This window comes from Polyangium jinanense (assembly GCF_028435265.1).
GTDB classification, from domain to species: Bacteria; Myxococcota_A; Polyangia; order Polyangiales; family Polyangiaceae; genus Polyangium; species Polyangium jinanense.
The window spans coordinates 661,765-687,591 of the sequence record NZ_JAGTJK010000002.1 but is presented as its reverse complement, the minus strand read 5'-3'; the positions used below and the strand labels follow the sequence as shown (position 1 = coordinate 687,591).

At 68.8% G+C, this 25,827-nt stretch carries 19 protein-coding genes; 6 read left to right on the top strand and 13 right to left on the bottom strand.

Translation table 11 applies throughout. The features are described from left to right. Positions 1 to 126 precede the first annotated feature (126 nt). The 6 genes from KEG38_RS07230 to KEG38_RS07205 all read right to left on the bottom strand — a co-directional run bounded on the left by KEG38_RS07230 (position 127) and on the right by KEG38_RS07205 (position 7,357). Complete coding sequence (locus KEG38_RS07230; protein WP_272418340.1) at positions 127 to 282, bottom strand: hypothetical protein; 156 nt, start codon at positions 280 to 282, stop codon at positions 127 to 129. A 57-nt stretch (positions 283 to 339) separates the two neighbouring features. Beyond that, positions 340 to 2,019 carry a sensor histidine kinase gene (locus KEG38_RS07225; protein WP_272418339.1) on the bottom strand — a complete coding sequence of 560 codons (1,680 nt, stop codon included), beginning with the start codon at positions 2,017 to 2,019 and terminating at the stop codon, positions 340 to 342. Between the two features lie 1,011 nt (positions 2,020 to 3,030). After that, positions 3,031 to 3,561 (bottom strand): DUF8467 domain-containing protein, encoded by a 531-nt coding sequence (locus KEG38_RS07220; RefSeq protein ID WP_272418338.1) that lies wholly within the window; start codon positions 3,559 to 3,561, stop codon positions 3,031 to 3,033. A gap of 8 nt (positions 3,562 to 3,569) precedes the next feature. After that, the gene (locus tag KEG38_RS07215) at positions 3,570 to 3,881 is read right to left on the bottom strand and encodes a hypothetical protein (RefSeq protein ID WP_272418336.1); all 312 of its coding nucleotides are present in this window, start codon (positions 3,879 to 3,881) and stop codon (positions 3,570 to 3,572) included. Positions 3,882 to 4,987: 1,106 nt separating this feature from the next. Then, positions 4,988 to 5,521, bottom strand: coding sequence for an RNA polymerase sigma factor (locus KEG38_RS07210; protein ID WP_272418335.1), 534 nt, complete (start codon positions 5,519 to 5,521; stop codon positions 4,988 to 4,990). A 549-nt stretch (positions 5,522 to 6,070) separates the two neighbouring features. Then, a complete protein-coding gene (locus KEG38_RS07205; protein WP_272418334.1) occupies positions 6,071 to 7,357 on the bottom strand; it encodes an HNH/ENDO VII family nuclease in 1,287 nt (428 codons plus the stop codon). Between the two features lie 163 nt (positions 7,358 to 7,520). On the opposite strand from KEG38_RS07205, the gene KEG38_RS07200 reads away from it, so the two are divergent. After that, positions 7,521 to 8,396 (top strand): hypothetical protein, encoded by an 876-nt coding sequence (locus tag KEG38_RS07200; protein WP_272418333.1) that lies wholly within the window; start codon positions 7,521 to 7,523, stop codon positions 8,394 to 8,396. Between the two features lie 563 nt (positions 8,397 to 8,959). Here KEG38_RS07200 and add read toward each other — a convergent pair. Further along, complete coding sequence (gene add / locus KEG38_RS07195; protein WP_272418332.1) at positions 8,960 to 10,192, bottom strand: adenosine deaminase; 1,233 nt, start codon at positions 10,190 to 10,192, stop codon at positions 8,960 to 8,962. A gap of 59 nt (positions 10,193 to 10,251) precedes the next feature. Next, entirely contained in the window at positions 10,252 to 11,421 is a 1,170-nt protein-coding gene (locus KEG38_RS07190; RefSeq protein ID WP_272418331.1) for a vitamin K epoxide reductase family protein, read from the bottom strand. Positions 11,422 to 11,550: 129 nt separating this feature from the next. On the opposite strand from KEG38_RS07190, the gene rnr reads away from it, so the two are divergent. Continuing rightward, positions 11,551 to 13,890: a ribonuclease R gene (gene rnr, locus KEG38_RS07185; RefSeq protein WP_272418330.1), complete on the top strand. Its 2,340-nt coding sequence runs from the start codon at positions 11,551 to 11,553 to the stop codon at positions 13,888 to 13,890. Here rnr and KEG38_RS07180 read toward each other — a convergent pair. The 4 genes from KEG38_RS07180 to KEG38_RS07165 form a co-directional block, all read right to left on the bottom strand. Next, entirely contained in the window at positions 13,887 to 14,348 is a 462-nt protein-coding gene (locus KEG38_RS07180; protein WP_272418329.1) for a 1,2-dihydroxy-3-keto-5-methylthiopentene dioxygenase, read from the bottom strand. The two genes, rnr and KEG38_RS07180, sit on opposite strands and share 4 nt — an antisense overlap. A gap of 60 nt (positions 14,349 to 14,408) precedes the next feature. Beyond that, positions 14,409 to 15,377, bottom strand: a complete 969-nt coding sequence (locus KEG38_RS07175) for an FHA domain-containing protein (RefSeq protein WP_272418325.1) — start codon at positions 15,375 to 15,377, stop codon at positions 14,409 to 14,411. 46 nt (positions 15,378 to 15,423) lie between these two features. Next, a complete protein-coding gene (locus KEG38_RS07170) occupies positions 15,424 to 17,778 on the bottom strand; it encodes a methyl-accepting chemotaxis protein (protein WP_272418324.1) in 2,355 nt (784 codons plus the stop codon). A gap of 144 nt (positions 17,779 to 17,922) precedes the next feature. Further along, positions 17,923 to 18,150 carry a hypothetical protein gene (locus KEG38_RS07165; protein WP_272418323.1) on the bottom strand — a complete coding sequence of 76 codons (228 nt, stop codon included), beginning with the start codon at positions 18,148 to 18,150 and terminating at the stop codon, positions 17,923 to 17,925. Positions 18,151 to 18,330: 180 nt separating this feature from the next. Between KEG38_RS07165 and KEG38_RS07160 the strand changes: the two genes are divergently transcribed. Further along, on the top strand, positions 18,331 to 20,067 hold the full coding sequence (locus KEG38_RS07160; RefSeq protein ID WP_272418322.1) for a sensor histidine kinase: 1,737 nt from the start codon (positions 18,331 to 18,333) through the stop codon (positions 20,065 to 20,067). An 83-nt stretch (positions 20,068 to 20,150) separates the two neighbouring features. Then, positions 20,151 to 22,865, top strand: a complete 2,715-nt coding sequence (locus KEG38_RS07155; RefSeq protein WP_272418321.1) for a TolB family protein — start codon at positions 20,151 to 20,153, stop codon at positions 22,863 to 22,865. A gap of 18 nt (positions 22,866 to 22,883) precedes the next feature. Here the strand turns inward: KEG38_RS07155 and KEG38_RS07150 are convergent, their stop codons facing one another. Next, positions 22,884 to 24,122 (bottom strand): aminotransferase class V-fold PLP-dependent enzyme, encoded by a 1,239-nt coding sequence (locus tag KEG38_RS07150; protein WP_272418320.1) that lies wholly within the window; start codon positions 24,120 to 24,122, stop codon positions 22,884 to 22,886. 58 nt (positions 24,123 to 24,180) lie between these two features. On the opposite strand from KEG38_RS07150, the gene KEG38_RS07145 reads away from it, so the two are divergent. Continuing rightward, the gene (locus KEG38_RS07145; RefSeq protein ID WP_272418319.1) at positions 24,181 to 25,089 is read left to right on the top strand and encodes a hypothetical protein; all 909 of its coding nucleotides are present in this window, start codon (positions 24,181 to 24,183) and stop codon (positions 25,087 to 25,089) included. 13 nt (positions 25,090 to 25,102) lie between these two features. Beyond that, the gene (locus KEG38_RS07140) at positions 25,103 to 25,639 is read left to right on the top strand and encodes a TlpA family protein disulfide reductase (protein WP_272418318.1); all 537 of its coding nucleotides are present in this window, start codon (positions 25,103 to 25,105) and stop codon (positions 25,637 to 25,639) included. Positions 25,640 to 25,827: the final 188 nt, after the last annotated feature.

The window sequence follows — 25,827 nt, the reverse complement described above, 5'->3', positions numbered from 1 at the left end:
TCCTCTTCGTCAAGCTAGGAGCAATGGCCCGACGCCCATTCTTCGATGCTCGGCCCGCCAAACTCGACCGCAGAATTGACGCAAAAAGTCGAGCTCGCCCGGATGCCGTCCCAGGCGGACCTCGCGCTACCGCCCCGCCTTCACCGAAGAGGTGGCAAGGGCGCGCGACTGCTCGTCGCGCCTCCGCTTGACGTGTTCACCCGCGAGGAAGGGCAAGAGCGCGAATCCACCGGGCGCCACGATCGCCACCACCCAGAGAACGATACGGAGCCAGGGCGCCATGAACGGGTGACCATTGCAGCGGTCGTGCCACGTAGGGTGTTGCCGTCGTGCACGACGCTACGCACCGGCGGAGGACGATCGCACCGCCTCTTCGTCATCCGCCGCGAGAGAGCGCTCGACGGCAGCGCGCGCCTCGGCGCTGTCCGCGCGGGGCAGCCGAATCCGAAACCGCGCGCCCCCGAGCGGTGAGGTCGTGGCCTCGATGATGCCGCCGTGATCGACGACGACTTTCTTCACGATGGTAAGCCCGAGCCCCGTGCCGTCGCGCTTCGTCGTCACGTAAGGATCGAAGAGCACGTCGCGCACCTCGGCCGCAATGCCCGGGCCATCGTCGTCCACGTCGACGACGTACGAGCCGCCCACGGTCCGCGCCGAGACCATGACGCGCCCCCAGGTCCCCTCGCTCTTTCCGGCGCGCTTGCGCGCATCGCGGAGCGCCTGCGCCGCATTCTGCACGACATTCGTGAGCACGCGGTGGAGCATTTCCCGATCGAGGACCGCGGGCATCGCGCCCTCGGGCACGTCGAAGCGCAGATCGATCCGCGAGAGCAGCGCCTCTTCGTCGGAGCTCATGGGGCCCTCCGTCCGGGCCGAGAAATGGTCCCGCTGCTCGCGCAAAAAGGCCCCGAGGTCGACGGACGCGAGCTCTGCCCGCGGCAGCCGCGCGAAGCTCGAGAACTCGCCGACGAGGCGGCGGAGCGTGCCCACCTCCTCCTCGACGACCTCCAGCGTGGTTTGCACGATACGCTGATAATCGGGATCGTCGCCGGCATACCGGCGATGGCATTCCTGCACGGCGAGCTGGATCGGCGTGAGCGGATTCTTGATTTCGTGCGCGAGGTGCCGCGCCATCTTCTGCCATTCGCTCATGCGCCGGAGGAACTCGATCCGGGCGCGGCTCTCGTCGAGCTCCTCGAGCATTCGATTGAACGCCCGCCCGAGGTCGCCGACCTCGTCGTCCCCCGTCACCGTGACCCGCACCGTCAAATCACCCGCCGCCACGGGACGCGTCGCCGCCGCGAGCTCGGCGATCCGCCGCGTGACGGGCCGTGCCACCACGATTCCGGCGAGCGCCGCGAGCAAGATCAAAAGCCCGAACAGGAGGCCAAACGCCCGCGTGTACGTCCGGTCGACGTACTCCTCGCGGTGATGCCGTTCGATCTGATGGTATGCCTGAACGAACTCCTGCGCGGACTCCATCTCGGCGAACCGCGCGTTTGGCGCGGCGAACGTGGCGACGAGGAAGGGGCCATCGTCCTCGGAGGCCTCGCCGAGCGGCCTGCGCACGAGCAGGGTGCGCTCCACGGCCGGATCCACGGGCCGCTCGCGCTCGTGTTTGCCGAGGACCGCACCCGACGCATCCTCGATTTTCAGGGAGACGAGCGAGGGATGTGCGGAAAACTCCCGCGCGAGCTCGGCCGAGACCCGATCCCCCTCCCCCGCCTTCGCCACGCGGGAGAGCTCGGGCCGCATCGCAATGGCGTCGGCCTCGTACCGCATGCCTTGCTTGATCGTCTTCGCGAGGTCGGCATACACGCCGAGGGCCCGGTCGAGGTGCGCGCCGAACTCCGGCTGAAACGCGGTCGCGCTGACACGCGCCACCATGGCCCGGGCCATGAGCAGCGCGGCGACGAGCGGGATGACGGCGGTCACGAGCACTGCGAGGACGACGCGGCGCTCGATCTTCCGTGTCTTGATGAGAGGCGTGGGGCGAGGAGGGTGCGGGGAGCCGGACACGAACGCGATGGTAGAGCGTGTCAGGGGGGTCCGTCGACAGGTCGTACCGTTTCCCTCCAGGAAGTCACGGATCCGACCTGCAGGAGAGGACGATGGAGGCGAGAGGTGCTTGCCCAGATGCGCGCGCCCCCATCGCCCTCTTCTGCGGGTCGAGAAACGTTTGGCTTGACGGAACACCCGTTCTTGGACAAACTAGGTGTCGGAGAGCGCGGCTACACCGGATCCACGAACTCGAGTCACCCACCCGGTCTCCGGGAGACGGGCCGAGAAAAACCGCCTTTTCGGCACTCCGGTCAATGGTCGCGCTCTCCTTTTTTCAAAAGCGCACATCAGGGACAAACGACCCGCAGGAGAGGACGATGGAGGCGAGAGGTGCTTGCCCAGACGCGCTCCGCCCCCATCGCCCTCCCCTGCGGGCCGTTTCGTTTCGCGGAAAACCCGCCCGAGGCCGAACACGGCGCGAGGCAGCAGAACGTGACGACGTCTGCGGGATCTTCCGAGGCCGCGCCCGTGGGCTCCCCGCGCGTCGCGAGGCAGAGGCCGGGCATGTAGGCGAGGTGCAGCCACGCGTGTCGACCGGCTGCTCCGCGTAGAGGTGGATGGGGTCGTAGCGGTCGTAATTGCCAGGACACTTGTCGTGTTTCCCCCGGAGCGCGACGCACTGGAGGAACGGGTACGGCAGATCGTACAAGCATCGGTGCGTGGACGTCTCGCACGTGCCCTCGCGCTCCTTCGCCTCGCAGGCGAGGCCAATCCACTTCCAATCGGTCGTGGTCGTGGAGGTGGCAGGCTTCGTGATCGACGGGCAGGATTCACTCGTCGGTCCGGGGAGCGGCCAGGACCACACGGACTGCGCGCAAGGCTCGCCGCCGCAATCAGCCCCCGCCGAAAGGGAGCGAGGTGGCTCCATCCTCTGCGCACGTGCCGGTCGCCGCCCTAGCGTTTGGCGCAGCGACAACCGGCACGACGCTCGACGCGAGGAGGGCTTGGGCTCCGTCTACAGGCCGCCCGCTACCAGGTGACGGGCCGCCCGTCGCCAGTCACGAGCTGTCCTCCGGCGTCGACCCACGCCTGGGCGTCCTCGCCGATGTAGTCGACATACTTCGAATCACGGCGCTTCAACGATTTCTTGATGGTCGTATGCACCATCCTGGCCCACTTCCGGAATGCCTCGCTCTTCTCCACCCAGTCCTTGTCGGGACCCAAGAACTTGTCGACGTAGTACACGCGTCCTTCCGACAGGGTCTTCCCGTCCAACCGGCAGCGAAGGAGCTCGACCACCGGCGATGGGCTGTCCTGCAGCCTCCAATACCCCTGCTCGGGTACGTGGCGCATGACGACCGCGTTCAGGTCCTCGGGCCGTGCGAGGTACAGGAAGTACCACGGCTTTCCGTTCTCGAAGAAGCTCAACGTGTCCACCATGCGCGGCGAGGCGGTGGGCGACCGAGAGTGGAGGATGACGAGGTCCGTCCGCTCCCGGAGCCGCTGCTCCAGGTCCGCCTCATCCTTGGGCGTGATGTAGAAGGTCGACTGGTGTCCCATGGCTCTCGTCACTTCTCCTTATTGTACGGGTGGAACGTCGGCCGCTCACCCTTCGCGCGCTCCACATCGTCCATAGCTTTCCGTTCTCGCGCCACCGGCCGCCCGTCCTTGGTTTGTTTTCCGACCTGGTGGAACTCAACAGGCTTCTTGTTTTCATCCAGCCCGGCGACGTCCACGTAGCGTCTCTTCTTCGCGCCGCCCGGGGTGTCGACGGGATGTTCCTTCACCGGCTCGAGGCCGCGCTTCTCGATGTCGGCCGCGACCTCTGCCACCTTGTTCTGATGCGCCTTCCCGCCCTTCTTGCCGTTCGGATTCGGCACGCGCTTTCCGTTCGTCGCCGCGGCTGTATCTGGGCTGCCCGCCGCTGACGCCTGCTCCGCCGCCGCGCCGTTCGGCTTCGAGACGGGCTTCGTGGTCGTCTTGACCGTCGTCGTCTTCGGCGCGGCCTGTGGCGCGCTCGCTCCCCCACCGCTGCCGCTCCCCGTCGACAACGACTGCCCGTTGTGCGTCTCGGCGGGCTTCTTCTTGGACTTCGGAACGAAGTTCGGATGCCGGGCATGGCAAAGCCCCTCGAGGCACTCCCTGGCTCGGTCTTTCGCGAGCGCGGAGGTGTCCGCACGGCTGAGTCCCAGTCCTCATACGCCTGGGCCGCGCTCTCCGGCAACTCCCTCGGCTCAGCCCGCTCGGGCTCCAGGACGGGGCAAGGCTCGGCCGCGGGCGGCCGTTTGTCCGCGACAGCCTGCTTCGCGCAGCGCCACTTGACGAGCAACCTCGTACAGGCACCCGCGCCCGTCCCGCTCCGTCTCCTCGTCTGGCCTGGCTCCCGATACGCCGTGCACCGCTGCGGCTCCGGCGACCTCGCGATCGGCCGCGGCAGCGGCTTCGGCTGCTCGGCCTTTTGGATCTCGTCCTTCTTCTTTTCTGCCTCTTTGGCCTCCTCCGTCGCCGCGGCGACGCGGGGCTTTGGCGGCGGGGTCCGCGCGGGGCATTCGAGCTTGTTGTACGGAATCGGTAAGAGCCGCGCGCTCTCTGGAGGCGAGTCCGCATTGAATACGAACACGGGGCTGCCATTGTCTCTCGCGAGGTCCACCTCCCGGACCCCGAAGAAGGGCGCGCCGTCGGAGGTGACCCCCCAAATTCGCTTGTCGTTCGGTACGTTCGGCGGACGTACGCAGACGTGGACGACGTTCGGCGCCTCGAAGATCCGGGCCATCGTGGGATCACGCGAGGAGGCGCATCCGGACAAAATCAAAACGAACCACAGAACGGCGAACGCCGTGACGAGGAAAAGGCGAGCCAATCGAGTCGATCGTCGCATGGACCGCTCCTGTCTCTCGGAATGGACCAGCCCTCACCCCCATCGGCGGGCAGCCATCCGAGCAAGGGTCAGACGATGCGGGGACATTCGGCCGCCGTCAACGACGGTTCAAGAAGTCGCGGATGGATCGGTCAGGCGTGATTCCACTGGAGCTCGTCGAACCAGGCGCGGGCGGAGGCGATATCGTCGAAGGAACGAACGGGCGCGCTGCATGTTCGTGCGCGCCGCGAGGAGCCTCGACTTGACGGTGCCGAGCGGGCTGTCGAGCAACTCGGCCGCCTCCGAGCACGAGCACTCGGCGAGGTCGACGAGGACGAGCACGGCGAGCTGCTCCGGCGAGAGCGTCTTCAGCGCCGATAGGAGCGCGCGGCGGGCCTCGGAACGAAAAGCGTCCTCCTCGGGCGACACGTCGGGCATTGCCGTGCGCTCGGCGTCCCCGAGGTCCGGACAGAAATGCTCGCGCTCGCGCCGCGCCCGGCGCTTTTCCTCGCTCCGTAGGTTCTTGGCGATGCCGAACAGCCAGGGACGCACCCCGTCGGGGTGGGACGTGTAGCCGGAGAGCGCCGCGAATCCCCGCAGCATGAGCTCCTGCATCCTGTCCGTCGCGAGGGTGTCCGCCTGGCGTTGCAGAATACCTGCCACCTGGGAACGAAGCGCGACCAGTTCAGTCGTGAGCGGAGAGGGAATCGTAGCGCGCGCCATGTCCCCCTACATGATCGGGCGAGACATTTGGATCGAAGGAATCGACCGGCTCGCGTCGATTTCCGTCCTCCAGCGGGAAACGATGCCCTGGGGGCTTATCGGCTAGGCATACGTGCTTCCAACGGGATGGCGAGCGGCCCGGGTTGCGCCGCGAGACGCGACCAACCCGGCTTCGAACCGCGCTCGATCCGAGCCCATAGTATGCCATCGATACTTACTTCAACCCCCGCGTCGAACCATGCACACTGGACAGCAGACTGCGGGGTCAACCGACGCACCTTCTCGGATTTGCAGTAGTCTCTCGGATTGAGGAAGGGCATCGGACTGGGGTCCTCCCAATTGACTGTGTCGGGTGACTCCATGACATTATAAAGCCATACATCGCCCACGACCTCCTCGTCTTCAAGGAGGTATGCGTACGCCACTCGATTGTCATCATCCAAGACGACCGCAAGGCTTCCATCCGGATGATCGAAGCGCAAGAGAACCTCATTGCTTTTTGCCGTCGAATCGCCCACGGTCGTGCTCCTTCGTCCAGTACCGCCGCTGCTGCTCTTTCCAGGTCCTTCTATCAATTTTGCTGGGCTCTTGCCCGGTATTCGAGTGATTTTCCGAGAAGTTCCCTTTGCCACGGTGCTCGGTGCGAGTCATTTCGTCCAGAGGGCTATCCGGTTTCTGCCCGCGGTGGTGCAACTCAACCGGATGCCCATCGCTTCCTGTTGGTGCTTTTCCACGTTTTGCCGGCGGCGCTTTGAGCTCATCGTTAGGAATTCTCCTGCCCTCCGGAACAACCGTACCGCCTCCACTTCCCGCCGTCTTCCCTCCGCTCGACCCCGCCTGCCCCGACGCCGCGCCGTTCGGCTTCGAGACCGGCTTCGTCGTCGTCTTGACCGTCGTCGTCTTCGGCGCGGCCTGTGGCGCGCTCGCTCCCCCACCGCTCCCGCTGCCCGTTGACAACGATTGCCCGTTGTGCGTCTCGGCGGGCTTCTTCTTGGACTTCGGAACAAAGTTCGGATGCCGGGCATGGCAAAGCCCCTCGAGGCACTCCCTGGCCCGGTCTTTCGCGAGCGCGGAGGTATCCGCACGGCTGAGTCCCCAGTCCTCATACGCCTGGGCCGCGCTCTCCGGCAACTCTCTCGGCTCGGCCGGCTCGGGCTCCTGGAATGGGCAAGGCTCGGCCGCGGGCGGCTGTTTGTCCGCGACAGCCTGCTTCGCGCAGCGCCACTTGACGAGCAACCTCGTACAGGCACCCGCGCCCGTCCCGCTCCGTCTCCGCGTCTGGCCCGGCTCCCGATACGCTGCGCACCGCTGCTCCTCCGACGACCTCGCGATCGGTCGCGGCAGCGGCTTCGGTCGCTCGACCTGTTTGGCCTCGTCCTTCTTTTTGCTGTCGACCTTCGCCGCGGCGACGCGCGGCTTCGGCGGCGGAGTCCGCGCCGGACATTCGAGCGTGTTGTACGGAATCGGCAGGAGTTTCGCGCTCGCGGGAGGCGAGCTCTCGTCGAAAACGAAGATGGGGCTGCCATTGCTTCTCGCGCGGTCCACCTCCCGGGCCCCGAAGAAGGGCGTGCCATCGGTGGTGACCCCCCAGATTCGCTTGTCTTTCGCCACGTTCGGCGGACGTACGCAGACGTGGACGACGTTCGGCGCCTCGAAGATCCGCGCCATCGTGGGATCGCGCGAGGAGGCGCATCCGGTCAAAATCAAAACGAAGCACAGGACAAGCGCCGTGACGAGGAAATGCCAAAGGCGAGCCAATCGAGTCGATCGTCGCATGGACCGCTCCTGTCTCTCGGAATGGACCAGCCCTCACCCCCATCGGCGGGCAGCCATCCGAGCCATGAGCATACGACACGACGCCGCGGGCCCGCGCCCTTCCGGTACCCATCCGCACAAATCCTCTTGACACCTCCCCCGTAGCCTCGGTTACCGTCCCGCCATGTCCGCTCGCATCCTCGCCTATCGTATTGGCCTTTTCACGCTCCTCCGGGAGCTGCAATACACCCTCTCCCGCGCCAAGCAGGAGCCGCTCGCGGCAGGTTATGTGCCGGTCTTCCAGGCGCTTCGCGACGAATGGAAGCTCATCCTCCTCGAGGAAATCGATATCCTCGATTCGCTGGCGCAGGCGCAGGCCAGCGTCAACAAGGCCGACGAGGGGCTCGATGCTTTCGCCGGCCGCGTCTCCCGCATCACGGACGAGTCGACCAGCGGCCATTCGCGCAAGCAGCTACGCTCCGCGCTCTTCAAGAACAAGCCGCTCGCGAAGTTCCGGCGGCCGGTACTCGGTGGGCAACTCGAGCTCATGAGCGATTGGGCCGAGACGCTCGCGAAATGCGGCGTGCCGGCGCTCGTCGCCCTTGCGCCCGAGGCCGAGACGCTCATCGCCGCGGGCCAGGACGCCGAAAACCAACGCAAGCATGCGCAATCGACCAATCGCGACTTCCGCGACGTCGGCACGCGCAAGCAGTTCCTCGACAAGGTCAATGCCGCCCGCAAGGAGGCGCATGGCGGGCTCGGCAAGCTGCCATTCGAGAACCTCGCTCTGCCGCGGGATTTCGCCGATGGCTTCTTCTATAGCGAGTCGCCGCGGGACGAGGAGGAGACGATCGACGAGGTCAAGACGTCGATCGAGGAGCTTCAGGCCCAGCTCGAAGAGCGGCAGGCGCTCCTCGCGAAACTCGAAGCAGAAGCCGAGGCCGAAGCCCGCGCCGCCGAGGAGCGCCTGGCCCAGGTGCAAGCGGTCGAGGAGCTCGAGGCGCAGGCCAAAGCCCTGCTCGAAAAGGCCGCCGCGCTCAAGGCAAAGGCCCGAACGTAGCGCGCCAATGGTGCGGCGGAGGGACGGTGCTCCCTCGAATCGCCCAAACAAGCGCCGCGGAAAAAACCGGCGCCTGTCCTGCCAACCAAACGACCTCGGGATCTACGTCGACCCTCGCCGGTCCCGCGTGACCGCTTTCCAAGCCGGCCGCTCGTCCTCGGTCCCCGCCCGAAGCCAATGCCGTCGCGGACGCCGCCCCCTGTTCGGCCGCCCGACCACTCCCGTGAGCCCTGCCCACCGGCCGTTTTCGCCCGAAACAACCCCGGGGCGACGCGACGTCCGCGCCGTGTTTCCCGGAAACAACCCGGGGCCGCGTCAGGGTCCCACCGTTGTTCCGTCCCCGAGGGCCCGCAGGCAACGCGCCAGGATCGTTCCGGCGCCAGACCCTCCCCGCGCTGTCGCTCGCCTGCTCGTCCCATGGCCGAACAGCGCCCGTCCGCCGCGAACGGCGAATGTTTGGGCGCTCCTGGGTCGGACGGCGCAATCCGCGGAGATGGTTTGGAGGGGAGAGCAGGCGAAAGACGCCGCGCGGGCCGTGTGTACGGTCCGCGCGGATCGGGGTGTCAGTTCGCGCCGTCCTCGATGGCGCGCTCGACGGCGGCGTGCACCGGAGAAACGTCGCTCGCGGGCTTCTGCACGTCGAAGCTCACCGGCGGCAGCACGCCGCGCGGCAGCCACGTCTCCTGCTCGCTCCGCGACGACTCGGGCTTGCGCGCCGGCAGGATGCGCCCATCCGGCTGGAACCGCTCGAGCTCCTCGGTCACGCGCCGGAGATACGACTGCTTGATGTGGAACGGCATGAACGCGCTCTTGAACCCCGAGACGAGGATCGTCTTGATGTCCTTCAGCGACATGCCCATCTTCGTGTGGCAGAGCCAGAGCTCGTTCGACACCGTCGTGTCCGTGACGAGCCGGTTGTCCGTGTTGACCGTGACGCGCAGGCCCAGGTTGTAATAGAGCTTCAGCGGGTGCGACGCGAGATCACGCACCGCGCCGGTCTGCACGTTCGACGACGGGCAGGCTTCGAGCGGGATGCGGTGGTCGTTCACGTAATGCAAAAGGTCGCCGTTTTCGCGCAGGCGGCAGCCGTGGCCGATGCGATGCGCGCCGCAGACGTGGATCGCCTGCGCGATCGACTCGGGCCCGTACGCCTCGCCCGCGTGGATCGTGCAGTTGATGTTGTTGTCGCGGACGAGCTGGAAGGCGGCCTTGTGGTGCTTGGCGGGGTTGTCGTACTCGGCGCCGGCGAGGTCGAAGCCGACGACGCCGCGGTTCTTGTACGCCACCGCGAGCTCGGCCATCTCCAGCGAGGAGTGCGGCGAGATGTTGCGGATGCCGCACACGATGACCGCGCTCTCGATGCCGAGGTTGTCGTGCGCGGCGCGCAGGCCCGCGAGCACCGCCTCGACGACGCTCGTGAGCTTGAGCCCGAGCCGCGTGTGGAGCATCGGCGCGTAACGAACCTCCATGTAGCGGACGTTCTCGCGCGCCGCGTCCTCGGCGAGCTCGTAAGCGCAGCGGAAGAGCGCGTCCTCGGTCTGCAGGACGCGCAGCGTGACGTCGAAGGCCTTGAGGTACTCGACGAGCGAACCCGTGTTCTGGCCGAGCCGCATCGCGCGCCGGAGCTCGGCCGGTTCGTACGACGGCATCTCGACGCCGTGTTTCTTCGCGAGGTCGATGATCGTCTCGAGTCGCAGCGAGCCGTCGAGATGGACGTGAAGGTCCGTCTTCGGAAGCTGCTGGAAGAACTCGAGCGGCAGCGTACTTACGCCGCCGGTCGCTGTATCTGTATCCATGGTGAAGTGTTACACGGACGGCGCCGCGAGGGGAGGCCGATCCGCCCGGCCAGCAAGGGTCACGCGGAGGGCGAGCGGTCCTTGCGCGGCGCGTCTCCGTCCGGGTCGCCCACCGGCGTCATCAGCGTGACGAGCACCGCGAGTAGGAACGCCACGCCGAGCACGACGAACATGCCCCAGAGCGGCAGCGACAAGCGCGGACCCCCGAGCTCCTGCGTCATGGCCATCTCGACGCGGTCCGGGTTGAACCCGAGCACCACGCGCTTGCCGACGAACGTGAACGGCAAACCACGGCCGCCGAGGTCCTCGAAGAGTTTTTTGTCCCGCTCTAGTTCGGCCCTCGTCTCCGGCGCCTTCATGCAGCCCGCGAGGACGTCCGCGTCGAGGCCCGCCTTCTGCGCGAGGAGCTTCGGGATCTTTTCGTGCGTGAGTTCTTCGGGCTCGGCCGCGTAGAGCTCGTCGGCGACGATCTCGCGCTTCGGGAGAGGCGTGCAGAGGTAGGCGAGCGCCGCGGGCTCGGCGCCCGGGTGGCCCGAGAGCGGCATCATCTTGCGCACGAGCGTCACGCGGTCGCCGTACTTCTCGACGACGCCGTGCAGCACGGGGTGCATGCGCCGGCAGAAGGGGCACTCGAAGTCGGTGAACCCGATGATCGTGACCTTGCCCGGCGTGCTCGCGGTCTGGATGGCCGCGGGCAGCGGCGGCTCGACGGGGTATCGACCCCAGACGAAGGGCACGAGCACCGCGAGCATCGCGGCCGTGACCCAGGCCGTCGTGACGGACCTGCGTTGCGGCAAGAGGACGCTGCCCTCGTCCTTCCACGCGCGGAGAGCGACCCACACCGAGGCCAACGCCGCGACGATCGCGGAGAGGTCGACGGCGACACACCACGCGCAGAACGCGCCGATTTCGGTCTTTTGCAGCCACAGGAGGAAGGCCGCGAAGAGGCCACCGGGCACGGCGAGCGACGCGACGAGCACGTGCTGCGATTTGCGCCGAGCGACGAGGGTCAGCCCGAAGAGAAGCGCGTAGGCCGCGAGGCCGAGGCTCGGCAGCGGGGCGAGGCCGAACAGGCGCGACCAGGGGGACATGCGCACCGCGAAGCAGCCCGACGTCACGCCGCAGAACGCGGGATCGCCCGCGTTCGTGTACTCGACGACGAGCGCGGCGGAAGCGGCGATCGCGACGAGCAGAGGCAAACGGAGCAAGAGGACGGGCAAGGTGCGCATCGGCTCATGTTTCGCACAAGCGCCGTCCTTTCGCAGCCGGCTTTGGTTCGGGACATGCTAGGAAACCGCCCAGCGCGTGCCCAAAAACGCGAACAGGAGGGGAAGTCCGGCCTCCGGGCTCCACGACCCATGACGTCGATCGGCCGCGTAACCATCGCCGATGTGCTCGCCGAGCACAGTCGCCCCCTGCACATCCACGAGATCGCCAGCCGGCTCGGCCTCACGGAAGGCGCCTACGAGCCGCTGCGGCGCGTGCTCGACGACCTCTGCTGGGACGGAAGTGTCGTGGCCTTGCCAGGCCAGCGCTTCCGCCTCGCACGCGCCCGCGAGGAGCGGCGCGCCAAGGAGTACGAGGGGACGCTGAACGTGAACCCGCGCGGCTTCGGGTTCGTCACGGTGCTCGATCTGCCCGACGACGTGTACGTGCCGCCCGAGGCGATGGCCGGCGCGCTGCACGGCGACACCGTGGCGATCCGCGTGGTGACGACGTCGCGCCGAGGCATCGAGGGCGAGGTGGTGCGCGTCGTGAAACGCAAGACGACGCGCGTCGCGGGCGTCTTGCGCAAGCGCGGGCGCAGCGTGTGGATCGAGCCGGACGATTCGCGGCTGCGTGGCCCGATCGTCCTGAAATCCGAGCCGCGCACGAAGCTCGAAGACGGGCTCGCCGCCGTCGCCACGATCACGCGCTTCCCGGAGCTGCCCGACGAGAACCCCGAGGGCGTGCTCGAAGCCGTGCTCGGCGTGCCCGGTGATCCGAACGTCGAGGTCGCCAAGGTGCTCGTGCGCGAGGCGATCGAGGAGGAGCATCCGGCCGAGGCGATCGCGGAAGCGGAGGCGTACGGCGACGAGGTGCCGCACGAGGCGCTCGCCGGCCGCGAGGACCTGACGCACCTGCCGCTGCCGACGATCGACCCGGAAGACGCGCGTGATCACGACGACGCGGTCTGGGCCGTGCGGAAGGAAGACGGCTCGTATCGGGCGTGGATCGCGATCGCCGACGTGTCGCACTACGTGCGGCTCGGGACCGCGCTCGACGAGAGCGCGATGACGCGTGGCAACTCGATCTATCTGCCGGATCGAGCGATCCCGATGCTGCCGCGCGCGCTCTCCTCGAACCTGTGCTCACTCGTGCCGAATGTCACGCGCCTGTGCTTGTGCGTGGAGATCGACCTCGACCCGACCGGGACCGTGACGCACGCGCGTATCTTCGAAGGCTTCATGCGCTCGCGCGCGGCTCTCACGTACCCGTCCGTGGCGCGCGCGCTCGGGCTCGCCAAGCACGCGGTGGCAAACCCCGACGCGGAAGCGATGCGCGAGGACCTCGCGGTGTTGTGGGAGCTCTCGCGGCTGCTCCGCGCGCGGCGCATGCGGCGCGGCGCACTCGATTTTGATCTGCCCGAGGCGAAGGTCGTGCTCGATCTGGAAACGGGCGCGCCGCTCGACGTGGAAAAGCGCGCCCACGATCCGGGCGTGAAGAAGGCCTACGAGCTCATCGAGGAGCTGATGCTGCTCGCGAACGAGACGGTCGCGCGCGAGCTCGTGACCCGCAACGTGCCGGGGATCTTCCGCGTGCACGCGCCGCCGAACCCCGAGCGCCTCGAGCGCTTCGTCACGATGTGCGAGACGCTCGACGTGGGCTTCGAGCTCGAAGACGCCTCGGATCCGAAGAAGCTCTCGACGTTCCTGAAGCGCATCGCGAACCACCCGCAGAAGCAGGTGCTGCACTCGCTGCTGCTCCGCGCGATGAAGCAGGCCGTCTACGACGTGAACAACGGCGGGCACTTCGGCCTCGCGTCGACGGCGTACCTGCACTTCACCTCGCCGATCCGCCGCTACCCGGACCTCGTCGTGCACCGGATGGTGCGCGCGCTGCTCCAGAGAGAGCGGATCGACACGAGCCCCGAGGCCGAGGAAAAACTGCGCCTCGCCGCGTCGACCGCGTCCGACTGCGAGCGGCGCGGGATGGACATCGAGCGCGAGGTCGTCGACCTCTACCGCGCGCTCTACATGCGCTCGCACATCGGCGAGATCTACGAAGGCACGGTGACGGCCGTCGTGGGCACGGGCCTGTTCGTGGCGATCGACAACCCCTTCGTGGACGTGCTCGTGCGTCTCGATGCCCTCGGCCCCGACGGCTACGAGGTCGACGAGACGGGCCTCTACGTGACGGGCACGCGCAGCGGCGAGCAGATCAAGCTCGGCGATACGATGCTCGTGCAGATCGAGGACGTCGCCGTGCTGCGCCGCTCGATCTACGGCAGGCGCGTGATCGCGGTGGACGAGGAAGGCGTGTCCGAGGCGAGGCCCCGCAAGGTCCGCCGCACGGCGTCGACGAACGGCCCAGACAAACGCGCCCGTGGCAAGGTGACGAAGGCCGAGGCGAAAGGTCGCCTCACGCGCAGCGGCACGAACGGGCCGAAGAAGACGAAGACGAAAAAAGTCGCGAAGACGAAGAAGACGCGGCACTAGCCGGCGCGGGTATCCTCGCTCGACGCGCGATACAGCGGCGAGAGGCCCCCGCGCTCCGCGTAAGGCTGCAGGTAGCGGAGCGACGTCTGCGCGCTCGGCAGGAAGCGGTGATAACGCTTCTCCGGGATCACGAGCGCGTCGCCAGGGCCGACCCAGATCCGCACCCAGCGCTCGTCCGTCGCGCGGACGTCGTAGACGCCCTCACCTTCGAGGAAGAGCCGCACCTCGGCGATGAGGTGCAGATGCTCGTCGATCTCACGCGCGATGGTCGCCTCGTCGCGCGGATTCGCCACGCTGAGCCGGACGTCATCCTGCTTGGTGAACCCACGCTCGGCGCAGATGCGATCGACGAACGGCTGCATCGACCGTGGATCGAACGCCTCGGCGAGGATCCCCTCGGCCCGCAGCTCCTCGGGGCTGCACACGCGCTCGCTCGGGCTCATCCACACCGCTTGCATCCAAACCTCCGTCCGGCCGCTCGTTTCATCCGGCCCGCACGGAGTCGCGGCGTCAAGCGCCTAACGCCGGATCAACCAGAAGAACCCGACGACGCTGAGCACGAGGACGCAGGCCGCAAAGACGAGCACCAGACCGTCGGTGAGGCTCCAGCCAGACTCGGGCGCCGGCGTGGCAGATCGCTCGGGCCGAAGCGGGCGCGAGGCGTCCTCCGGGGCGGGCGTGGGCTCGGGCGCGGCGGCCGCGGAAGGCGTGTCGTCCTCCGCGACAGGCGGCGGAGGCGCGTCCTCGGGGCGCATCGGCTCGTCCGCGCACCGCGATAGCTCCGCGAGCGCCTCGGCCGCGGGATACACGAACACGAGGGCGTTGCGGCCGATGGCGAGGGTTTGTCCGGCACGCCAGGCGACATCCGTCGCGCCGAGCGGCGCGCCTTCGAGCAGCGCGGCCTTCGCGCCGAGGTCCCGCACGAGCAGGTGTTCGCCCTTGAGGCCCACCTCGACGTGCCGGAACGCGGTCTCCGGATCGTCGAGCGGGAGGTCGACCTCGCGCGCGCGGCCGAGCACGTAACGCCTGCCCGCGTCCGTGAGCGCGAGCGTCTTGCCTTCGTCGGGCCCCGAGACGACGACGAGCCTCGGGCCCGCGTCCTCGCCCTGCGCGGCGGGCCCACGTGTGACGAGCTCGAGTGCGAGCGCCTTCGTCGTCGCGGGCGTCGCGCGTGCGGTCGCGAGCGGATCGATCTTCACTTCGAGCCACACGCGGCCGAGGCGGAAGAGCTCTCCGGATCGGAGGACGCGTGGCGATTGCGGCGGCAGGAGCACGGAGCCGAGGGCCGTGCCGTTCGTGCTCCCCTCGTCGACGATCACGTACTCGTGGCCGCGTTGCCGGATCGAGGCGTGACGGAGGCTGACGCTGGGGTCGGGGAGGCGGAGGTCTGCGCCCTCGCCGCGGCCGATGAACACGCGCGGCATGTCGAAGGTGAGCGAGAGCTCCTCGCTCGTTTCCCCCGTCCGCACCGTGATCGTGACTGCCATGAATCCTCGGGCGAACGCGCGGCGGAAGGCTTCGCCGCGCGTGCCGCTAGGCGCCGATGCTCCGGCGCACGCGCTCCACGGCGTTGCCGAGCTGGCGCATCGTCTGCTCCTGAATACGCGCCGCCTCCTCGATCTTCTTGGAGGCGTCGAGGAGCTGTTCGAAGCCGCGGTTCTGGTTGCGCTGCGAGGCGTTCAGGTTGTTGACCATCGCGGAGATCTGCTCGATCGAGCTCGTCATCTGACGACCGCCGCGGGCTTGCTCCTGGCTCGAGCGCTCCACGTGCTGCGTGATCGTGCGCATCTTCTCGGCGCTCTTCATGATGAGCTCCGAGCCGCGCGCCTGCTCGGCCGTGGCCGCGGCGATCTGCTGCACGGTCTCGGCGATGCGGCCGATCGCGTCGGTGACCTGCTTCGAGCCCTTGGCCTGCTCGACCGTGGCGCGCGCGATGGCGCGCACCATGTTCGTGCTCTTCTGCGAGCTGTCGAGGATCTTCTTCAGCGCGCGCTCGGCCTCGTTCGAGACCTCCACGCCGCGGTCGACGTTGTGCGCGCCGCGCTCGACGGCGGCGATCGCGTTCTTCGACTCGGCCTGGATCGTCTTGATGAGGTCCGCGATCTCCTTGGTGCTGCCGCCCGCGCGATCCGCGAGCTCTTTGATCTCGTCGGCGACGACCGCAAAACCCTTGCCGTGCTCGCCGGCCTGGGCCGAGAGGATGGCGGCGTTCAGCGCGAGCAGGTTCGTCTGCTCGGCGACGTCGTCGATGACGGCGAGGATCTGGCCGATCGCCTCGATGCGGAAGCCGAGGTTCGAGATGACGCTCACGGCCTCCTGGCTCGACTCCTTGATGCGGTAGATCTCGCTGATCGTCTTCAGGATCGCCTCGGCGCCCTTCTCGGCGTCCATGGCGACCTCCTCGGACAGACGCGCCGTCTCGTTCGCGTTCGACTGAACCTGGTCGATGGACACGTCCATCTGGTTCATCGAGGAGCTCGTCTCTTCGGCCGTCAGCGACAGGCCGTCGACGTTCTTCGCGACCTCGCGGATCGAGTAGGCCATCTCCTCGATCGAGGAGACCGTCTCGCGCACGCTCGCCGCGAGCTCACCGACGTTCTCGGCGACCTCGTCGCTCGTCGCCGTCATCTCGAGGATGCTCGACGAGCTTTCTTCGGCGCTCGTCGCGAGCATCTCGATCGATTGCGAGAAGGTCGACAGGGAGGCGTTGATGTCGCGCGCGTGCGCCGTCGCCTGCTCGGCCGAGGTGAGCACGGTGCCGAGGCCGTCGCCGAGCCGCGGCAGGTACTCGTCGATGACGCCGAGGGCCTCGCCGAGCTCCGCGCGCCGCTTCTGCTCGCGCTGCTCCGAGCCCGCGAGACGCTCGCCGATCGACGCGAGCTCCATGTAGATCCGCGCGACCTCGGGCTTCGCGCCCACCGGCGCACGAACACGCTCGCCCTCGCCGGCGCGCTGCACGGCGTTGACGATCTCGCCCTCGAGGATCTGCATCGCCTCGGCGAGCTCGGCGCGGCGCTTCTGCTCGCGCTGCTCGGCCTGGGTCAGGCGATCGCCGATCGACGCGAGCTCCATGAAGATGCGGGCCACCTCCGGCTTCGCACCGGGCGGGGGACGAACGCGCTCGCCCTCGGCGACGCGCTGGACCGCGTCGATGACGTCGGCCTCGACGTTCGCGAGCGTCTCGGTGAGCTCGCTGCGGCGCTGGGTCTCGCGCTGCTCGGCGGTCTGCGCGCGTTGCTCGGCGGCGGCGAGCCCTTGCTCCGCGGCGATCGCGCGCGACTCGGCGGCCGAGATCCGCGCCTCGAGCGACTGGAGGCGCTGCTCGGCGCTGCCGGCGCGTTGCTCCGCGACGTTCGCGCGCTCCTCGGCGAACTGGACTTTCTTGTCCGCATCCTTCGTCGCGTCGCGGACCACCTCGGAGACGCCCGAGAGCTCCGCGTAGATGCGCGCCATGTCGGGCTTCGCGCCGGCCGGAGCGCGCAGACGCTCGCCAGCCGCGGCGCGACCGAGGGCTTCGATCACCTCGTCGACGTTCACGCTGCTCGTGCCTGCGTTCTGCTCGAGCTTCGCGACCTCTTCATTGAGTTCCGCGGTCTTCTTCGAGAGACGCTGGATCTCCTCGTAGACGTCCGCGAGCTCTCCGGTCACGCCTTCGGGCAGCGCCGGCTTCTTGCCGCGGGCTGCGGCTTTCAGCGCGTCGACAAGCCCGCCGAGCTTGACGTTCGCGCCCTGGGACGCGCTGGCGACGAAGACCGCGCCCGCGGCGACGAGGCCTATCAGGTAGAAGAGCTCGGACGTGAAGTCCTTGAGGAAGGACTTGGTTCCGATGCCGAAGAGAACGGCGGCGACGAGGACGACGGCGGGGGGGCCGAGCTGCCTTGAGTTCATGGTCTGAAGCGGCTTGCGGGTGGCGCGGGTCGGACGATGCTCCGGCCGAGAGGCAGGCCCGAGCCGACACGCGAACGCTCGCCGAGGTTAAGAGCGCCGGGGCCTCGGGTGCAAGGAGAGGGATCATTTCCTCGCGATCGAGGCCTAGGACCCGCCCCTCCCCTCGGCCCCCTCGCCGCCCGTCCGCCGAGAATCCCCCTGCCCCGCGCCGTTTTTCGCCGGCGTGCTGTAGTCCGGCGACGTCCCGAAGGGCTTGTCGTATCCGCGACGATGCGGAGGTCTGCGGGTCGGGGCACGGTCGTTCGAGCCGATGAACGTGCCGCATCCCACAAGCATCCCGGAAAGAAGCAGCAAGCCGACGAGTCTCCTCATGGAAGAACCTCCATGTGCTGATGTTCGGAACCCCGAACTCGGTGAACGTCGGCAGGCCTGGACACCCTACGGCGTGGGTGGAGAATTTTTCGCCCACGCGAAGTCTCGCTCGCAAGGGACGTTGCGGCGCGAGAGCGCCGGTGCGCTTATGATGCGGGCCCTTTCAACGCCTCGTCGCCTGTGACCCTCGCTGCCCGGCTGCTCCTCGCCTTCGGCCTCGTCGCCATCTTCGCCGCGGCGCTCGTGGGTCTGTCGCTGCGCGACGCCTCGCGTCAGATCATCGAGAGCGATTTCGAGGACCGGATCGAGGCCGCCGCGGTGGGCGTTCGTCGCGAGCTCGCGAGGGAAGCGCGCGCGCTCGAAGGCTTGCTCGGGCCGCTCTGCGCGCACGATACGTTCGTGGACAAAGCGCACCTCTTGCTCGAACGCGCGCGGGGGGACGAGTCCGCGCTCGAGTCGGATGCGCGCATCTCGATGCGGCATTTCGTTCCGGATCAAGCGCGCGCGCTCGGGCTCGACGACCTCGTGCTCGTCACGGACAAGGGCCTGATCCTGGCCGCCTCGGATGTCTCGCTCACGGGCACGAAGGCCCCCGAGCTCGCGAAGCTTTTGCGATCGCCGGCGGGCGGCGCGCCGCGTCTCCGCCCCGATCCGAAGGGCGGCGAGGCCTCGCTCGAAGTGCACTGCGCGCGCTCGGGCGGCGGCGTCGAGGTCGGGCTCGTCGGCGCGCGCCGCGTCGGCAAGATCCTCGAGCGCATCGGCGCCTCGCACGGCGTCGAGCTGCGCGTCGAAGGGCCGGATCGCGCGAAGGGGACGGGCGACGCCGTCGTCCGTCCGATCGACGTCGCCGAGGTCCCGGGCCTGCGCGTCGTCGCCATCGCCACGCGTGACAAGCTCCACGGCGCGCTCGCGAAGCTCGATCGCGCGATGCTCTTCGCCGGCTCCGTCGCGCTCGTCCTCGGCCTCGCGATCGCGTTCGTCCTCGCGCGAAGCCTCTCGCGACCGCTCGTCGAGCTCGCCCGCGAGACGCGCGAGGTCGTGGCCGGCGCGCCGCGCACGGTGAAGGGGCGCGGGGGCCGCGAGCTCTCGGACCTCGCCGACGCCTGGAACCGCACGATCGCCGAGCTCGCCGCGATCCGCAGGCGCCTCGCCGCGACGGAACGCATCGCCGCGCAACGCGAGGTCGCGCGGCAGATCGCGCACGAGATCAAGAACCCGCTCGCCCCGATCCGTGCCGCCGTCGAGACGCTCCGCAGGCTCCGTGCCCGCGAAGATCCAGCCTTCGACGAGTACTTCGAGGAGGCGACGGTCACGGTCCTTCAAGAGGTCCACCGGATCGCGAACATCGTCACGGAGTTCACCCGCTTCGCGCGCCTGCCCCCGCCGAACCCCGCGCCGATCGATCTCGTCTCCGTGGCGAAGGGCGTGGTCACGCTGCACGCCTCGGCGGGCGAAGGCGTCGAGCGCACGGGGACGCGGCGGGTCGACCTTTCGTCCGAGCCGATCCCGAACGTGATGGCTGATCGGGATCAGATGGTGCAGGTCTTGACCAACCTGATCCAGAACGGCCTCGACGCGGCGAGCGCCGTGCGTCCGGACCCGCGTGTGCTCGTGACGATCGGGCCACAACCGGACAACAAAGTCCGCATCGTCGTGCGCGACAACGGCCCGGGCGTACCGGCGGAGATGGTGCCGCGGCTCTTCGAGGCGTACGCGACGACGAAGGAGAAGGGGACCGGCCTCGGCCTCGCGATCGTCCAGCGCATCGTGTTCGAGCACGGCGGCGAGATCACGTACCGCGAGGCGATGAAGGGCGGCGCGGTCTTCGAGGTGTGGCTCCCCGTGTCCGGCCCGCCGCTGCTCGACAAACCGCCCGCGATCGAGGCCACGCTTCGGGGGCCCGACAAGAGCGTTTAACCCTTTCGAGTCATTCCGCTCCAGGTCTGAAAAGCGGGCCTTCGGCGCTGGCCTGCCTCGATCGGCTCTGGCATGGTCCGACCATGCGAAGCTCGACGGCACGCGCTCGGTTCGCCCTCTCGCTCGTGGCTCTCTCGTCGCTCGTGCTGGGTTGCGGCGGCGCGCCTCCGAAGCAGTCCCGCACCTCGCGCCCGAAGACCACGCTCCGCCCCACGGCAAACCCCAAGCCCGCCGCCGCGATCCCGGGCCCGGCGCTCTTGCCCTCGTACGTGATCGCGCGGCTCGACAACGAGAACGCGGCGCCGTACGTCGCGCGACGCGGCGAGGACATGCTCGTCTTTTACGACGCGCGCGGCCGGCTCTTCACGCGCCTTTGCGGGCCGGATGGAAAGCCGAGGACGGCCGAGCCCATCGACATCGGACCCGCCGCGGCGGAGATTCCCGTCGCGACGGTCGAGGCCGTCGGCGACGGCTACCTCGCCGCGTGGGTCGAGGGCATGAAGAGCAACGCCGCGGTGAAGCTGCTCTCGCTCGACGCCACGGGCGCCGCGCGTGGCGCGCCCGTCACGATCGCGCAGTCCGCCGACGAGGTGAGCTGGGTCCAGATCGTGGCGGGTCCGAGCTCGGCGCTCGTCGTCTGGGAGGTTCCTCGCGACGATCACTCCGACGTGCTCGCGGCGCCCGTGACGCCCGGAAAAACCCCCTCCCCCGCCGTCGTCCTCGCCCACGACGCCCTCGGCTGGGACCTCGTCGCGACCGATCGCGGCGCCGCGATCGCGAGCGTCGTCGCCGGCGCGGGCGGCGCGCAGAACCAGGCCGAGCAAGGCCGCGTGGGCCGCGTGCTCTACGCCGACGTCGATTTCACCGGGAAGGTCTCGGCGCCCGTCGTCGTGAACCCCGAGGCCACGGCGCAGAACGACATCATCGTGGGCCGCGCGGGCGGCCGCACGCTCATCGGCTGGACCGACGTGCGCAACATCGACTCCAGCGTGTACGTCGCGGCCGTCGAGCCCGGCGGCAAGATCGTCACGCCTCCGAAGCGCGCCACCACGCCCGTCGGCGAGCAGGCGCTCGTCTCGCTCGTCTCGGGCGGAGGCGCGGGCAAACGCGCGCTGCTCGCGTGGGAGGATCTCCTGCGATCGCCGCGCGATGGACGCCTCATCCACCTCGCCACGATGGACCCCGACGGCAAGCTCGGCGCCGAGCGCACCACGCTCGTGTTCAGCGCGAGCGGCCCGCCCGACATCATCGCCGACGGCGACGGCTTCGCCGCGCTCACGCTCGCGCCCGCGTCGAGCGAGCCGGGCCCGCTGCCCAAGGACGCGCCGATCTGGCCCACGTTCGTGCGCTTCGGCCCCGACCTCCAGGTCCGCGCCGCCGAGCCGGTGCGCGCCGAGGCCTTCGCGACGAGCGACGGCATCCCCTACCTCACGCGAGGTTTGTCCTGCCAGGCAGGCGCTTGCACCACGCTCGCGGCGAACGAGGGCTCCCCGGCGACGCTCGCGGCGGTCGGCTTGCCCGTGCGGCAAAGCCCGTGGCGCGCGCCGGCCTCGCGCGATCCCGACGACACCCCGCCGCGCCCGCTCGGCGTCACGGCCCTCTACGACGGCGAACACCTCGCCCGCGTGGCCGCGACGGAACGCCCCTCCGGCGGCTCGCTTGCTGCGTGGGTCACCTACTTCATCGAAGGCAACAACGACGGCGCCGGCGGCAAACCTGCCCGCAAGGACGACCCGCTCGCCACCGTCGGCGTGCGACCCGTCTCCGCGGCCGGTGTTCCCGGAAAAACCCAGATCCTCTCCCGCCGCGCGCTCTCGATCGGCGGCGTCGCGATCGCCTCCGCGCCGGGCGGCAAAACCGAAGAAAGCGCGCTCGTCTGGGCCGCGCGCGACAAGAACGAAGCGCAGGTCCAGATCGCCAAGCTCGGCCCCGAGGGCGACAAACTCGCGCAAAAACCGCTCACCACGATCGCGCGCAAGCCGAGCAAGGACGGCGTCCCGAGCGAGGTCTCCGATGTCGCCGTCGCCTACGCGCCTCCGTCGGATCCGGGCAAGAGCACCGACGACGGCTTCATCGTCGCGTGGGTCGACACGCGCGACGGCAACGCCGAGATTTACGCCGCGCGCGTCGATCGCACGCTGCGCAAGGTCGTCCAGGACCGACGCATCACCGAGGCCCCCGGCGACTCCACCGAGGTGCAGATCGCGGTGCGCGGCAAGGAGACCTTCCTCGTGTGGTCCGACGCGCGCGGAAACCCCGACGAGGGTGCCGGCGACATCCACGTCGTCCGCCTCGACACGCGCACGCTGCAGAAGGTCGGCCCCGAGACGCGCCTCTACACGTCCCCCGGGCACTCGCGCTCTCCCACGATCGCGCTCGCCGGCGATCGCGTGGTCGTCGCGTGGATCGAGGAAGCCGCCCACGACGCAAAGCCCGAAGAAACCGAGGCGGGCGTGCGCATCGCCATCCTCGACGAGCGCGGCACCCTCGCCGGCAGCTCTCGCCTCGTGCGCGGCGAGGAGCAGAGCGCGGTCACCTCCGTGGCCCTCGCGTGCGGCCCTTCGAAGTGCCGCGGCGTCCTCACCTCGGCGCTCCGCGACAGCATGATCCTCGACGCGTTCGAGCTCTCGCCTGGCGCGCCGCCTGGCCCGCTCAAGGCCCTCGTCACGCTCACGGGCGGCGCCAACGCGGACGTCTCCCCCTCGTTCGCCGGCCGCGAGGGCACCTCGCTCTTCTTCGGCGACGACGCCATCGGCGGCACCGGCCGCGTCCGGTTCATGACGATCGGCTGGCCCTAGCTCTCACCGATCGTTTGATTACCAATCATCCGAGCGCGGCCGCGGCGCGCCCCTGAGCTCGGCGAGCGCGTCCTCCATCGACAGGAGCACCTGCTCCGCCTCGTCCACGTTGTTTGGCCAGTGCGGGCTGAACCGCAGCACGCCGTCCGGGATCGCCGTGCTGATCCCGCGGCCGAGCAGTGCGCGGTGAAGCGCCACCACGTCGATGTCCTTTGGCGGCAACACCGCGAGGATCCCGCTCCGCCGGTTCGCCTCGGCCGCACGAAGACTCGTGAAACCTCGCTCCACGAGCCCCGCCTCCACCGCATCGCCCCAGCGCACCACGTGCGCGTAAATCTTCTCCACGCCGAGCTCGTCCACGACATCCACCGCTGCTTCGAGCCCCACGAGCCCGATCGCGTTGATGCAGCCGACCTCGAACACGTCCGCGCGCTTCTTGAGCGGCCGGTCGTACCGCATGTGCCCCGGCCCTTCGAGCAGGAAGCGCACCGCGTCCTCGTGGCTCAGCCATCCGGCGACGTACGGTTCGAGCGCCTCCACGCGCTCCTTCCGCACGTACAGCATCCCCGTCCCCTCGGGCCCCATCAGCCACTTGTGCCCGCCCGAGGCCCAGTAATCGATGCCGAGCGCGCGCACGTCCACCGGCACCGCGCCCGTCGCCTGGATCCCGTCGACGAAGAGCTCCGCCCCGTGCGTGTGGCAGAGCCGCGCCATCTCCCCGAGCGGCATCCTGAGCCCCGTCCGGAACTGCACCGCGCTCACCGCCACGAGCCGCGCGCCCTTCGCGAGCTCCTCCGCGAGCCGCCCGAGCCCTCGCTCGTCGCTCTCCTGGAAATCCGAAAGCGGCAGGAACACCGGCGTAACGCCGAAGAGCTCCCCCGCGCGCAGCCACGGCGTCACGTTCGCCGGGAACTCCCCCTCGAACAGGATCACCCGATCACCGCGCTTCCACGGAAACGACAGCGCGATCGCCGTCACGCCCGACGACGTGTTCGGGACGAACGCGATCTCCTCGGCCGACGCGCCCACGAGCCGCGCGATCTTCTCACGCAGCCGCGACCTTTGGGCCCCGTAGGTCCCGAAGGCTTGCGACCCGCGCTTTCCCCAGTCCGCGATCGCGTTTTGCATCGCGCGACGCACGGGCCAGGACGGCGGCGAGATGGCCGCGTGGTTGCAATAAACGAGCGCCTCGAGATCCGGAAAATGCTCCCGATCGCCGAGTTTTGCCGTGAATTTGACGTCGTCGACGCGACCCATGGGCCGAGAGGATGCCCCTCCCCAAGGCCTCCTGGCAAGGTTACGCTCGCGTCACGACGTGCGCGGCAACGACGGTGCTTATCGGGATCCGCTGCAGGGCTTGCGTGCCCGCGTGCAGGACCTCGCGAGCGAGGTCGAGGAACGCGAGACCATGCTCACCGACGCGCTCTTCGAGCACCTGCCTCGAAAGCTCGCCGAAACCCTCCGCGACGGCCGCGCCCGCGCGCGCTTGCCGGCGAACACTGAGGCCGAGCTCCTCGCCGCCGAGGCCACGTTCCTCGTTTATCGCGACGCCCTCGACCGCGCGATCGAGCTCGCGCCAGACCTCGAAGACGAGCAACGCGCGCTCCCCCAAGAAGCGCCCGATCCGCAGCTCTCGGGCTCGCTGCGCCCCTTCATCGACCTCTTCAAGGCCGACATCGTCGTCGAGACCTGCGACGCCGCCGAACGAGGGCTACGCCTTGCCGCGCTCGCGCTCGACAAGAACGCCGAGGTCGAGAAACAGACCGCGTACGCCTATCGCGCCCGCTTCCACGCGCACGACGCGCCCTTCTCGATCCTCACCCAGATCGCCTACTCCCCCAACGAGACCCCGGCCGAGGTCCACGTCTTCATCGCAACCTCCGTCGCCGCTGGAACACCACCATTACGGATTCGTCCCCAGACGCTTTTGCATGGCCTCGGCAAGGCGATCGGCCTCGTGCGCGAGGCGGAGGTCGGGGACGAACGTTTCGATGATTTGTTCCTCATCGAAGCCGAGGCTGACGTCGCAAAGAGCCTGTTCGGACCCGCCGTGCGCAAGGCGCTGCTCGCTGTCGCCGCCTTCGACATCCCCGATCTCGACGTACGTGGCGGCCGCGCCGTCCTCCACTTCCGCTTCGAGCCGAACGAGCGCCTCATCCGCAACGCCACCCTCGCGCTCGCTGGGATCCGAAAAGCCCCTGTCCGCGTCTCGCTCCTGCGCTGATACATTGCGACGGATGAAGGCCGCCTCGAAGTGGAAATATTCGGCGCTGTTGTTCTCCGTGGCCGCGATCCTGGGCGCGATGGGATGTTCGAACGACCAAACCCCCACGCCCGAAGCCAAGCCGGCTGCATCCGCCGCGTCGAAGGGACGTGTCGAGTGGGTCCGTGCGACCGAGGGGGAGGACGTCGCGACGACCGTGCGGCGCGAGATCGAGCGCGCTCGCAAGGACGGACGAGATCTGCTCGTCTACGTGGGCGCGACGTGGTGCGAGCCCTGCCAAAGGTTCCATCACGCGGCCGAGAAGGGGGAGCTCGACGACATCTTTCCGCGCCTGCGGATCCTGGAGTTCGACCTCGATCGTGACGCCGAGCGGCTCGCGGTCGCCGGTTACACGTCGCGGCTCATCCCCTTATTTGTCGCGCCAAACGAAGACGGCACCGCCTCGGATCGACGCATCGAGGGCTCGGTCAAGGGCGAGGCGGCCGTCATGGAGATTGCGACCCGTCTCCGCCGCATCTTGCCGCGCGCCTCGGCTGGCCCTACCGGCTGAACCGCTCGCCATTCACGGCCCCCGGCGACGCGGAAGCGTCTGTCCGACTGCTACGTTCTTTTCGCACCCCTCGCGTCTCGAACGAAACCCTCGAAGCCCGCGGGGGTCGCTTTGGGTGCGTCCTTCGCTCGTGGGGGGCGAGGGTTCGGCCGAACCGATCATAACGATCACGTCATCGCCGCCGGCGC

Excerpts from the sequence above, each read along its gene's own strand:
- KEG38_RS07230 (WP_272418340.1), bottom strand. The coding sequence starts at position 282 with ATGGCGCCCTGGCTCCGTATCGTTCTCTGGGTGGTGGCGATCGTGGCG.
- KEG38_RS07220 (WP_272418338.1), bottom strand. The coding sequence starts at position 3,561 with ATGGGACACCAGTCGACCTTCTACATCACGCCCAAGGATGAGGCGGAC.
- KEG38_RS07205 (WP_272418334.1), bottom strand. The coding sequence starts at position 7,357 with ATGCGACGATCGACTCGATTGGCTCGCCTTTGGCATTTCCTCGTCACG.
- KEG38_RS07200 (WP_272418333.1), top strand. The coding sequence starts at position 7,521 with ATGTCCGCTCGCATCCTCGCCTATCGTATTGGCCTTTTCACGCTCCTC.
- add (WP_272418332.1), bottom strand. The coding sequence starts at position 10,192 with ATGGATACAGATACAGCGACCGGCGGCGTAAGTACGCTGCCGCTCGAG.
- KEG38_RS07190 (WP_272418331.1), bottom strand. The coding sequence starts at position 11,421 with ATGCGCACCTTGCCCGTCCTCTTGCTCCGTTTGCCTCTGCTCGTCGCG.
- rnr (WP_272418330.1), top strand. The coding sequence starts at position 11,551 with ATGACGTCGATCGGCCGCGTAACCATCGCCGATGTGCTCGCCGAGCAC.
- KEG38_RS07180 (WP_272418329.1), bottom strand. The coding sequence starts at position 14,348 with ATGCAAGCGGTGTGGATGAGCCCGAGCGAGCGCGTGTGCAGCCCCGAG.
- KEG38_RS07175 (WP_272418325.1), bottom strand. The coding sequence starts at position 15,377 with ATGGCAGTCACGATCACGGTGCGGACGGGGGAAACGAGCGAGGAGCTC.
- KEG38_RS07170 (WP_272418324.1), bottom strand. The coding sequence starts at position 17,778 with ATGAACTCAAGGCAGCTCGGCCCCCCCGCCGTCGTCCTCGTCGCCGCC.
- KEG38_RS07165 (WP_272418323.1), bottom strand. The coding sequence starts at position 18,150 with ATGAGGAGACTCGTCGGCTTGCTGCTTCTTTCCGGGATGCTTGTGGGA.
- KEG38_RS07155 (WP_272418321.1), top strand. The coding sequence starts at position 20,151 with ATGCGAAGCTCGACGGCACGCGCTCGGTTCGCCCTCTCGCTCGTGGCT.
- KEG38_RS07150 (WP_272418320.1), bottom strand. The coding sequence starts at position 24,122 with ATGGGTCGCGTCGACGACGTCAAATTCACGGCAAAACTCGGCGATCGG.
- KEG38_RS07140 (WP_272418318.1), top strand. The coding sequence starts at position 25,103 with ATGAAGGCCGCCTCGAAGTGGAAATATTCGGCGCTGTTGTTCTCCGTG.